General features: G+C 45.6%; 8 protein-coding genes. 4 read left to right on the top strand and 4 right to left on the bottom strand.

Translation table 11 applies throughout. The features are described 5' to 3' along the window. Nucleotides 1-6 precede the first annotated feature (6 nt). On the bottom strand, nucleotides 7-774 hold the full coding sequence (locus tag ACLSU7_RS16330; protein ID WP_413292963.1) for a DsbA family protein: 768 nt from the start codon (nucleotides 772-774) through the stop codon (nucleotides 7-9). 59 nt (nucleotides 775-833) lie between these two features. Continuing rightward, nucleotides 834-3,575 (bottom strand): type I DNA topoisomerase, encoded by a 2,742-nt coding sequence (gene topA, locus ACLSU7_RS16325; RefSeq protein ID WP_413292962.1) that lies wholly within the window; start codon nucleotides 3,573-3,575, stop codon nucleotides 834-836. A 123-nt stretch (nucleotides 3,576-3,698) separates the two neighbouring features. On the opposite strand from topA, the gene ACLSU7_RS16320 reads away from it, so the two are divergent. Then, nucleotides 3,699-4,475 carry an HAD family hydrolase gene (locus ACLSU7_RS16320; RefSeq protein WP_413292961.1) on the top strand — a complete coding sequence of 259 codons (777 nt, stop codon included), beginning with the start codon at nucleotides 3,699-3,701 and terminating at the stop codon, nucleotides 4,473-4,475. A gap of 139 nt (nucleotides 4,476-4,614) precedes the next feature. Beyond that, complete coding sequence (locus ACLSU7_RS16315) at nucleotides 4,615-4,974, top strand: hypothetical protein (RefSeq protein ID WP_181604933.1); 360 nt, start codon at nucleotides 4,615-4,617, stop codon at nucleotides 4,972-4,974. A gap of 14 nt (nucleotides 4,975-4,988) precedes the next feature. Here the strand turns inward: ACLSU7_RS16315 and ACLSU7_RS16310 are convergent, their stop codons facing one another. Together ACLSU7_RS16310 and ACLSU7_RS16305 are read right to left on the bottom strand one after the other, a co-directional pair. Beyond that, entirely contained in the window at nucleotides 4,989-6,332 is a 1,344-nt protein-coding gene (locus ACLSU7_RS16310) for a TldD/PmbA family protein (RefSeq protein ID WP_413292960.1), read from the bottom strand. Beyond that, the gene (locus ACLSU7_RS16305; protein ID WP_413292959.1) at nucleotides 6,332-7,720 is read right to left on the bottom strand and encodes a TldD/PmbA family protein; all 1,389 of its coding nucleotides are present in this window, start codon (nucleotides 7,718-7,720) and stop codon (nucleotides 6,332-6,334) included. The genes ACLSU7_RS16310 and ACLSU7_RS16305 overlap by 1 nt, the downstream gene beginning before the upstream one ends. Nucleotides 7,721-8,016: 296 nt before the next feature. Here ACLSU7_RS16305 and ACLSU7_RS16300 point away from each other — a divergent pair, with 296 nt between their 5' ends. Both ACLSU7_RS16300 and ACLSU7_RS16295 read left to right on the top strand, forming a co-directional pair. Continuing rightward, complete coding sequence (locus ACLSU7_RS16300; protein ID WP_413292958.1) at nucleotides 8,017-8,883, top strand: hypothetical protein; 867 nt, start codon at nucleotides 8,017-8,019, stop codon at nucleotides 8,881-8,883. Nucleotides 8,884-8,924: 41 nt separating this feature from the next. Then, complete coding sequence (locus tag ACLSU7_RS16295; protein WP_413292957.1) at nucleotides 8,925-12,356, top strand: zinc-dependent metalloprotease; 3,432 nt, start codon at nucleotides 8,925-8,927, stop codon at nucleotides 12,354-12,356. Nucleotides 12,357-12,366 lie beyond the last annotated feature (10 nt).

Here is a 12,366-nt window from a genome sequence, read left to right as displayed (position 1 = left end):
CGGGCCTTATTTAGGTTCCACTGTGGTTAGTGCAATGATCTTATCAATTTCTTCCTTAGGCTGAGCTCCGTGCAAAGCCACCCCATTCACCAAAATAACGGGTGTCCCCGTGAAGCCCATTTTCTCAAATTCAGACATATCGTTTTTCACGATCATTTGAACTTCCGTGGAAGTAATGTCCTTTGCTACTTTGTTCATATCAGCGCCAGTTTTTTTAGCCATCTGACGGATGAAATCTACGTTTTTAAGATTCTTTTGATTTTCGAAAAGCAAGTCATAGAACTTCAAAGCCTTTGTACGATCCTGCTTAAAGATAGCTTCAAAATAATAAGCCGCAGGCTCCGCCATCGGATGGAAGCTTAAAGGCATATGTTTATAGTACAATTGAACATTGCCAGCATTTTCCTTCATCACCTCTTTGATAACAGGATGGGACATGGCGCAGGCAGGACATTGGAAATCAGCGTATTCAACAATCGTGATTTTCGCTTTTGCAGTTCCAGCCAGACGACGCGCATCTGACAACGCAGGCTTCAAAGGATTTACGATTTGCTGTTCCTGTTGCTTTTTAATTTCAGCCATCTGTTTTTGCTGCTGATTCTGCTGAGCTTTTCGAGCCGCCTTATTGACCACTTCAATGAACTGCTCAGGATTATCTTCAATCACATCAAAAACTGCTTTGGGATTTTTCTTTAGGTATTCTGCAATCTGCTTGTCGCTCGTCGCGCAGGCACCCAATACTGACACCATCCCCAAAAGGATCACTTTCTTCATCGCGCAAATTCCTTTTCAATTGAAAAAGGCCGCTTTCTTGAGCGGCCTTTTAGTTCATTTTACTTTTTAGCTTTTCTGGTAACGACTTTCTTAACTCCCAGAGCTTGAGCTTTGTCTTTCGCAGACTCGGCAGCTTTCAGGGACTTCTTAGGTGCAGCCGGTGCTTCCTTAGCGGCTTTTGCAGCCTTAGGAGCCTTCGCCGCTTTTGGTGCTGCCTTGGCCTTGCCTTTACCTTTAGAACCTTTCGCCGGGCCCTTCTCGTTGATCAAGCCCACGGCTTGTTCCAAGGTAACTGACTCAACAGTCGTCCCCTCTGGCAACGAAGCATTAACCTTGCCACTCTTAATGTAAGGACCGTAAGGACCATTGAAAACTTGAATCGCATCACCTGTTTCTGGATGAGCACCCAAATCACGAAGTGCCGCGGCTTTACCGCGACCTTTCTTAGGTTGCGCCAACATTTCCATCGCGCGCTCGAAAGTAATCGTCAAAACACTTTCACCCTTTGGAATCGAACGATAGTCACCATCATGAACGATGAATGGACCGAAACGTCCCAAGCCCGCTTTGATGTCTTTCCCCGTACCCGGGTGATTACCCAGACTTCGTGGCAATGACAACAGATCCAGAGCTGTTTGCAGATCAACTTGCTCCGGCTGCATGTTTGGCGGAAGTGAGGCACGTTTTGGCTTATCATTTTCAGGGGACACATCGCCCAACTGAACATAAGGACCATAACGACCACTTAAAACATAAATCGGTTCGCCCGTTTTGGGATCTTTACCCAATGCATCGGCACCATTGATTTTTTGATCAATCAATTTCTCTGCGATCTCGGGAGTGATATCCGCTGGTGATTCGTTATCTGGAACCGACGCGCTGACATCTTCGCCATCACGCTGAGTTGTCAGGTACGCGCCGTAACGGCCGACGTGGAATTTGTATTTATCCATGCCTTCCAAGGACATTGTACGAGCTTCATCGGGATTGATTTTTTCTTCTTGGTTATCAACCATCGCACGCAAACCTTTAGGGCCTTTGTACACGGATGCCAAGTAGCTTTCCCAATCCAGTTCACCGTCTGCGATATTATCCAGGCTTTGTTCCATCTCAGAAGTAAAGCCCAAGTCCACATACTGAGTCAGATAGCTGCTCAATAGTTTTGATACGATCATCGCCGTGAATGTTGGAATCAAAGCCGTACCACCCTTACGTACATATCCGCGATCGATAATAGTACCGATAACAGACGCGTAAGTTGAAGGACGACCAATTCCTTCTTTCTCCATCGTCTGTACAAGGCTGGCCTCGGTATAACGAGCTGGAGGTTTTGTTTCATGAGAAGTTGGATCTAGTTTTGTACACTTCACAGAGTCTTTGACCTTAAGTGCTGGCAAACGCACTTCGCGTTCTGCCAAATCTGCTTCAGGATCATCAGAACCCTCAACATACGCACGTAAGAAACCTGGGAATTCGATCGTCATGCCAGAGGCACCAAAGATCGCATCACCCACCGTGATTTTTGCGCTGACTTGTTTTTGACGAGCATCAACCATTTGCGATGCAATCGTACGTTTCCAAATCAAATCGTAAAGTTTGAACTGATGACCTGTCAGACCCGTTTCATCTGGGTCTTGGAATTGAATACCCGCAGGGCGAATCGCCTCATGGGCTTCCTGTGCGCCTTTAACTTTTTTAGCAGCATAAGTGCGCGGCTGCGGAGTCAGATACTCTTTGCCATATTTTGAAGTGATGCAATCACGAGAAGCATTGATCGCTTCATTAGACAAGAACGTGGAGTCCGTACGCATATAGGTGATGAAACCTTGCTCGTACAGTTTTTGTGCGACCTGCATCGTTTCACGAGCAGAGAGGCCCAACTTACGATTCGATTCCTGTTGCAAACTTGAAGTGATAAATGGAGCTGCGGGTTTTCTGAATGTTGGTTTTTCCTCGACATCAGAAACTGTCCATGGTCCCGATTTCAAATCAGCCGACAATTTGGCAGCGTCTTTTTCACCCAGAACCAAAACATCCTTACCCGCCGTCAACTGACCCGTTAGACCATCAAAGTCTTTACCAGTTGCTACGCGCTGATTTTTGAATTGCTGCAAACGAGATTCGAAGTTCACGCCATCTTTCGATAGCTCGGCCAACACACCCCAGTAAGCAGACTTTTTAAAGCGGATACGTTCTTGCTCACGCTCAACGATCAAACGGACAGCCACGGACTGCACGCGCCCCGCTGACAGACCGTAAGCCACTTTCTTCCAAAGAAGAGGAGAGATCGTATACCCCACCAAACGATCCAAGACACGACGTGCCTCTTGCGCACGTACCAGGTTGAAGTCGATTTCACGCGTGTCTTTCAACGCCTTCTGAATCGCATCCTTAGTGATCTCATGGAACACCATTCGCTTTGTCGGAACTTTTGGTTTTAGAACTTCCAGCAAATGCCAGCTGATAGACTCCCCTTCGCGGTCTTCATCGGTCGCGAGATAGAGCTCTGAGGCTTCGTCGAGTTTGTCTTTTAGATTTTTAACAACTTTGGTTTTGTCTTTAGGGATGCAGTAAAGTGGTTCAAAGTTTTTATCAACGTTGACGCCGAGCTGAGCCCATTTTTCTTTTTTAACTTTTTCAGGGATGTCTTTTGCGGATTGTGGCAAATCGCGGATATGCCCCATGCAAGACTCAACCACGTAGTCTCTGCCTAGAAACTTACGAATAGTTTTTGCCTTTGTCGGAGACTCCACGATGACGAGTTTGATTCCGTCGGATGCCGCGTCAGTTTTTTTGGCCATGTACCCAGCCCTTCATCCGGCTTGTAACCGGGATATAATATATAGACAAAACATGAATGCTGAACCCCCATTAGGCAAGTCTGAATTTTGACAACCAGTACCAAAAGCAGATACCTTGTGAGGATGAAACCAATTTCAGCATTCTCAGCATCCCTCAAATATTTGCTAACCGATATCGACGACACCCTGACAGATGAAGGTCTTTTGGGAGCCGAAGCCTATGAAGCGATGTGGGAGTTGCACAATGCAGGAATAAAAGTCATCCCGGTTACCGGTCGTCCCGCGGGATGGTGCGAAATGATCGCCCGCGTGTGGCCGGTCAGTGGCATCATTGGTGAAAACGGTGGATTCTATTTCCGTTATCACGATAAAAAAATGCATCGTCACTTTTTCTTTGATGAAGAAGTTCAAAAAAACAACCGCGCCAAACTGAATTTGCTCGAAAAAGAAATTCTCCAGAAAGTTCCCGGCTGCGATTTAGCGAGTGACCAATTCTGTCGCATGATGGATTTGGCTATTGATTTTTGTGAAGACGTCCCTGCTCTTCCCAAAAACGAAGTCCAAAAAATCGTGGATATTTTTAAGTCCCACGGTGCCCAAGCCAAAGTCAGTTCGATCCACGTGAATGGCTGGTTTGGTTCTTACGACAAGCTTTCTATGTCGCTTAAATTTCTGCAGCAAGAATTCGGCGTCTCCTCCGAAGACGCTAAAAAAGTCTGCGGCTTCAGTGGCGACTCCCCGAACGACGAACCCATGTTTCAATATTTTCCAAATAGTTTTGCCGTTGCAAACATTCAAAACTTTGTTGATCAAATCAAATTTCATCCCACATATGTGGCGCAGAAGCGTGGTGGTTTAGGATTCACAGAAATCGCGGGTGCCATTCTGAAATACAAGTGATTATAGCGCCTAACTAAACATCTTCCTGAAGCGTGCACGCAGGCATTTAAAGCTGAACATCCATCAAGTTGCTGGTCTTTTGACTAAAGCTTGCGATCTCTTGAACCGATAGGACTGCTATTGGAGAAAGGAGTTTTCCATGGTCAGCGCACAGGCACGTCAATACATCGCTAACAAATTGGAAGAACAAGCCAAACAGAACTGGCTCTTTAATCACCTGAAATTCGAAGGTGAAGTTTCAAAGCAAGGACCGAACCGTGTCTACGGATTCGCCGATGTTCATATCACACTCAACTCTAAGGGCGAGTTGTGGGTGGAAAGTCCCAAGTATCGCAACTTCATTTCTGCTGACAGCTACAACACCGCCAAAGAGGCCGTGGACCTGCTCTACAATCAGCTGCGATACATCGATGACAATTATGATCGTCTGCAAAGCAATCCCGAAATCTGGGTCAAGAAAGGTCTCTTTTCCCGCATCAAGAATCGCTTTGCTTCGTAACCCAATGCTGGCGCTTAGCCGCCAGCAAAGCTCATTGATTTAATCAAAACATCCGGCGCGATTAAACTGCGACCTGGGCGATCATAGGTATCTCCCAACTCCACGATATCACGCAAAACATCTAATACATTTCCTGAAACGACAAATTGATCAACAGGTCCCAGGCACTTGCCATTCTCGTATAAAAACCCCTCGGCCGGCATCGACAGATCCCCTGTGGAATCCTTAAAGCCCGCATGCAAGCCCCCGGTGAATTTTGTGATATGAACTGTTTGTCCTGGATTCAACGAAAGCAACTGCTCTTGCGTCTTGGAACCTTTGGCGACAACCAAATTCGTAGGCCCGATATCCATGGGAGAACTTGGACCACGAGATGCATTCGCCGTGTGAGGCAAATTCATACGTTTTGAATATTCCAAATTCGTCAGATAGTTTTTCAAAACACCATTTTCGAATAGAACTGTTTTTTGAGAAGGGGCTCCTTCAGAATCAAAAGGTCTGACCGAAGACCCACTCAATTCAAACGGATCATCCACCAAATTAAATTTGTCGCTAGCCACTTTTTGACCAATACGACCTTTCAACAAGGATTTATTCTCGTGAACTTCTTTAGCTGATAGATAAGACAGCAACATCGCCAAGACTGTCGGGAAAACCTTGCGATCCAAAACCACGGGGTAATTTCCCGTTTTAAGTTTTGTAGCCCCCAAATACTTCACAGCGTTGTTCACGCTCGTGCGAGCCACTTCATCGGTATTGATCTTATCAAAAGAGCGAACAAAGAATCCATCGCCGCCCATTTTTGACATCTCGCCCTCTTTCGCCAAGGGAGCCGTTCTGCCGACGTAATAGTTTTGTTTGAATTCTTGATCGACGCCTTCGGTGTTAAGAATGCGCATAAAACTTGAGCCTTGAGAGAATCCTGAATAGGGAACCGCTTGCACGCGAGAATCCAACGCCAGGCATTTTTCTTCCAGAGCTTTCGCCACTTCCATCTTTTTTTCCATCTCGATTTCTTCGGGATTGAAAAGGTTCATCGCTTGATAAGCCGCGGGCTTCATCATAGGAATTTCGAATTTGTCTTCGCTCTGCACTGTTTTGGCATTGTTAAAAGCCTCATTATAAGTGCGCATCAATGCCTCGGCCGACAGATTTTCCGTGTAGGCATATCCTTGGCTTGCCCCCATCAACACACGAAGACCCGCCGTCTGAGTTTGGGTCGATTCAAAAGTATTCAATTTCATTTTTTGAAAACCCAAATCCAGACTTTCACCTCCGGAAATGAGCATTTCAACTTTGACGCCATCTTGTTTTGCTTGAGCCGCAATTGTTTGGAAGCTTTGTTTAATAGTGTCCATTATCCTGCTCTCCCACCAACCATAAGACTTGAAACAAGGATTTGCGGTTGTCCCACCGCTGCCGGGATAGAACCGCTCACAGAGCCGCACATCCCCGTCGCCAACTTCAGTTCATTAGAGACTTTTGTGATCTTACCTAATGTGTCGATGCCACGACCAATCAGGCAGGCACCCTTCACCATTTCCTCGATACGACCATTTCTGATGATATAAGCTTCACGCACTTGGAAATTGTAATCGCCCGTTCCCGGATTGACTGATCCGCCGCCCATGTTTTTGGCGTAAAGACCGTAATCCACGTCGCGGATCATTTCCTCGAAGGAATCCTTACCCGCATCAATAAATGTGTTTCTCATACGAGAAGCGGGTGCGTATTTATAAGACTGGCGACGACCGCTGCCCGTCACCTCATAACCTGTTTGGCGCGAGCCCATTTCGTCGACGATATATGATTTTAAAACACCGTTTTCAATCAATGTAGTACGTTTTGTTTTATTGCCCTCATCATCAATGTTCAGGGAACCCCAACCATTTTTGATTGTCCCATCATCCACAGCCGTAACACATTCATTCGCGATCTTTTGACCCATCTTACCGCAGAATACAGAAGATTCTTTGGCAACCGCCGTCGTTTCAAGACCGTGACCGCAAGCTTCGTGGAACAAAACTCCACCGAAGGAATTGTCGATCAGAACTGGCATCTCTCCCGCTGGCGCAAACTTCGCTGTCGTAAGACCCATGGCGCGGTCGACATTCTCGTGGGCGAATTTTTGCATATCTAAGCCATCGTACAGTTCAGATGTTCCCATGTGACCGTAACGTTCGCTGGAGCTTTCTTTCACTCCCATGTGTTCGACAAAAACTTCCATATTTAAGCGGCTGTAAGCGCGCTCGTCATAAGCCATCAAACCCCGTGAATTTGCGATTTGTACCTTTTGGAATTTTTCATTTAAAGCGGCTTCAACTTGCGTAACCGCGGAATTGCGATTCCTTGCGTTTTGATCAACGGAGTTCAGCCATGCGAATTTACGATCGCGATTCATCTCCCAAGGTTTTTCACCATAGGTATGAACCGTATCAAATGGCACCTGCATCAAAGGCATTGATTTTTTAGCTTCGCCCGTGCCACGGCTTTTCGCCGCATTCAAAGCGGCTTTCACCAAACCTTGCTCCGTTAAATCATTGGTGGTGACATAAACAATTTCATGCCCGAAGAACAAGCGAATGCCGGCACCATAAAGCTGGCCTACGATGGCCTGGTCTGCTTTGGAACTCAAAATAGAAAGATTGGAAGAGTAAGTGTCTTCAACAAAGATATCTGCGAAATCCGCCCCGGTTGATAGTGCGGCGTCCAGAGCTTTGGTAAGAATTTGAGGTTGAACGATCATGAAATCCCCCTATGAAGTGAAAGCATATCTCAGAGGGAAAACAGCCCCAACTGAAAAACCTGCAGCACTCCGCAATAGGTCCGAAGGTACTGCATCATGGTGCTTGTCTCTTTTTGAGACACTGAAAGTCACCTGACCAGACTATGAACAGCTCGTCGCGTGGAATGTCACGAAAGGCACAACCACCCCTGTAATCCAATTAAACGGTTCCTTAACTCATTTTTAATGGCCTACCCCTTGCTCACATAGAACTTAGAGATGGGTTCTAATTCCAGAAACCCGTCGTGGAGACTATTGTGAGCAGCTTTAAAGTCTTTAAATATATAAGAAACGCCATACAAGGGTTCACACTCCTGGCAGCGCTTTCTTTTGCTGCTCCCGTGTTGGCAGCGAACTCCGCGACTTCGGTGACAAAAGCGAAGTCACCAGCCAACCCATCAGCCACTTCGCCATGGGGTTTTGGATTTAACCTCGAGACTGAAAGCAATCTAATGAAAGAGGGCACCTACGAACGTGATGCCCAAACTGCTTTAGAAACGACAATGCTTTATAAATTCAACAAGATCACAACACTTAAGCTTTCGACAGCCGTATATAAACAACATACGGGTACTGAAGAGGCAGGTTTCGATAATTCAACTGCAGGTTTGTCTTTCACCACTCCAGTAAATACAAACCTCGATTGGAAAAATGGTGTAACAGCCATTCTTCCGACCAATAGAAAAATTCAGGATGAATCCTCACTTCAAGGAACAGCAGTCCTGTCTTCCGCACTGGCGTATAAAAATCTTTTCTGGGGCAGCTCTGCTTTGACGGGTATTTCAGCCGCTCGCAACTTCCATGAATACAACATGACCGCTGAGGGTGTTTATAACGTCAGAAACACAGGAACTCTGACTCTGGGCTACACGTTGCCTTTGTTTAGCAACTTCGCTTTGGACACTTTATTCAAATACACGCAAGCATGGCTTTATAACGATGACACCCGCTCGAAATTCGTTTTCAGCGCGGAATTGTCTTATGAATTCGCCCCAAACTTTGCAGTTTATGTCGGCACCTCCAACGAAGGAAGCGCTTTGAAACCAAACGGAGTTGATTCCAATATCGAGCTTTTCAATGACACCAGCTCTGTCATTAAAGCCGGTATTAATTTGAATATTTAATTTTAAGTTTTGTTTTTTGAGATTTTTGAAGAGGAGAGAGTATGAACAGCAACATTAAACGCAAAATTCCTTTAACTGGTGCTTTGCTGCTGGCCATTTCAACAATAATGATTTCTTGTACGAAAGAAGTTCCGTATAAGCAGGTCTTTAAAGAAAACGTTGAAACGAAATCAACTCTGTCACCAGATGACGAATACCTTTTCGTTGCTTCTTCTGACTTGTCAAACAACGACGATGCCGGGATCTCTTCGGCCCTGCCTTTCTGGCAAGGAACTGAGAAAATCGTAAAATTCCGCTTTACTGAAAACACTCTTCAAGTTGTTGAAGCTGGCGATGATGCCCGCATCTCTAAAGACAACACTTTGAATAACCGCATTTTGCTTGAAATCCCTATCAAACACGTTCAATACCGTTGCGCTGAAGACCGTTACGGCAAATGTACAAATAAGGAAGAAGAAAACAGCGAAATCAATTGGTCTAAAAAAGCCAACTTTATCCCTGACTTTAACAGCATGAAAACGACAGGTATGTCTGTTCTTCCAGTTGAAATGCAACAGCTTTATGGTTTCTCTTGCTTCAACGAGACATCCTCTCGCTTCTTGAACTATGAATTGAAAGATGGCTCATTGAACATTCAAATCGAGAAAGTATTCCGCGGAACCCCTGCGTGCCTGGGCACTCAGATGTACTCCATCAATAGCGTCGATGAATTGCAAAGCCAGATCATCTATCACTACTCGTTCAATAAATTGAGCAAAGTGACTTCCCCTGGTTATAAAAAAATCGAGTACCCAAAAACTGACAAAGATACTTTCGGTTTCTTCACAAGCGAAAACCGCAAGTATGATGTGGACTTGACACGCACGCAAGCGAATCAAAAAGAGTGGATGAACCGTTGGAATCCAGACAGAAAAGAAATCGTTTACTACATGTCTGACAATTTCAACAAGCCAGAATACAAATCCATCAAGGAAGCCACTCGCACTGCTTTTGACCGCGTGAATGCAGGTCTTAAAGCGGCTGGCCTTGAAATGCGTTTGGTTCTTAAAGATCCGGACCACAAACAACCTGGTGACACACGCAACAGCATGATCGTTATGGTTGAAGATCCAGTTTCTGGTGGCCCATTGGGGTACGGACCGACAGTTGCAAATCCTCGCACAGGTGAAATCATCAGTGGTCGTGTAGCTATGTACTACGGTAACTTCGTACAAGGTGTGCGTTACACTTATGATGAAGTTGTGAAAGAGCTGCAAAACTCTGGCGACATCGAACTGACACAGTCTTATAAAAAAGAAAAACCTGCCTCTGCGGCTGAAGGAACTCAGGCAGCAATTTCTGATTCTATGAAAGCAAAATTGACGGCGGATACTTACGCTCGCTATGTGCACGCAGATACAGTTGGTTACAAAGTAGGTCACACATACACAGCCACTAAAAAAGGCTCCGCTGGAACAACTCAAACAGGTTCTTTGGTTTCAAAAGCAAACCTTAAGCAAAACTCGGCAGTTCTTCGCCAACAGGTGAAGGCTCAACTTAAAAACATGACGAAGGTATCTGCACGCTACAATGCACGCACGAGCCTAAAAGCGGCGGCCGATGCTAATGAAGGCATTCAGCAAAATGCAGCCGTACAGACGATCGATACATTGTCAGCTCAGTCCAAATATTGTAACTACCCGTCTGAACTTTTCCCATTCAGCGAGTACATCAAGAAAGCTTTGATCGGCAAACTTGGTAAGAACATGAAATTATGGAATGACTTGAGCGAATCTGAAAAAGAACAAGTGATCGCGATCATCATGCCTGAAGTTTGGGTTCCAACTTTGGTTCATGAACTTGGTCATAACTTGGGTCTGCGCCATAACTTCCAAGGCTCTGAAGACAGAATGAACTTCTATACAGAGGGCGAGCTTGCAAAAATGGGTGTAAAACATGAAATCCCATACAGCTCTGTGATGGACTATGGTTACAGCGAATTGAACTTGCTTCCGACTTTGGGTAAATACGACATCGCAGCATTGCGCTTCGGTTACAGCCGCAAGGTTATGACTGAAACTGGTGCGACCGTTGATGTTCCTGATACTTTGACAAAGCTTCAAGCAGAGAAAAAAGATCTGGTTCTGCGTGACTTTAAATATTGCTCTGACGAAAGCGTGGACTTGTCTGCGAACTGTAAACGCTTCGACAAAGGAACAACTTTCGTTGAAATCGTAAACCACTTGATCGAAAGCTATCAACAACGTTACCTGGTAAGAAATTTCCGTAACGGCCGCGAAAGCTTCTCGAAAGTTCAAGAAGGTGGTTACTACAGCGGTCGTTTGGATAACTTCCAATACATCCGTAACTTTATGGAGATTTACTCTTCCATCAAGAACCAGTTCGCCCTTGACGATGACTCTTTGGATTGGACTTTCGATCCAGACATGAAGGATTTAAAACAAGCGGCCTTGATCTCCGGTCGATTCTTCCTGGATGTGATGAAAACGCCAGAGGTTCTGTGCGCGGTTGCTAAAAAAGACAACTTGCACCTTGTAACAGATATCGGTGCTCTTAAAGCCATCGATGCAAGCGCTAATAGCTGCTGGGAACTCGAGTTGGCTGATACGGATTTAGTTGTCGTAGCTCAAGGTGGTAAAAACTTTAACGACGTGCGTTTCCGTTCGAATCCTTCGTCTTACGCTGATCAGATCGATATCCGTGGTATCGGTCCGGATAAATTGGCGGCGGCTGAGGCCTTGTTTGTACGTATGACGAGCGAAGTACGTCAGCACGAAGACAACTATATGGACATCAAGGATTTGGCTCCAGAGATCTCTTCGACTGTGGCTTCCCTATTGTTTGACCAAGTGAATACAAACGTAGAGTTCCGCGACAGAGCTGGAAACATCTACTTGAATACAAAATGGAAGTACGATGTGTTCTCGGCTCCAGGCAGCGTGAACAAAGGTAAAGACACACACTGGTTTGACGTTCCGATGGTTGAATCGGCACAACGTCGCATGGGTCTTCCTAATCACAAAGTTAGCTTCCAGGAGAAACTATTGAATGTGATTTCAAGACGCATGGGCAGCTCTCAATCACACTATGCCGAAGACAAAGCGTTCTTAGATCAGTTCCGTGTGAACCGCATCGCGAAAACTTCATTGATGAACTCGGAAAGCGCTGTGAACTCTCGCGACGTGGGATCTTTCAAAGCGGTGGCTTTGGCTAACAATGCGATTGCTTTAGATGCGATGTCGTCAATCACTAAGTCGGACTTGTTGACCAGCATGAAGGAAAAAGACCTGGAAGACCTGCGCATTGCAAGAACAGCAGTACGTCGCGCTTCCACTCCGGCTCCAGCGACGGATGCGAAATTCAAAGATGTCACAGTAAACGACATCAATATGTTCAAAGCTGGCGCTTTACCAGCAAAAGAAAAACTTGAGTACCTATTAACAATCCTGCCTGGCGCAGAAGAAGCTAAGTAATTAACGGAAG

The organism is Bdellovibrio sp. HCB185ZH, from assembly GCF_047302455.1.
Classification (GTDB): Bacteria; Bdellovibrionota; Bdellovibrionia; order Bdellovibrionales; family Bdellovibrionaceae; genus Bdellovibrio.
Note: the sequence above shows the minus strand (reverse complement) of the source record. Positions and strands in the feature narration are given on the sequence as shown.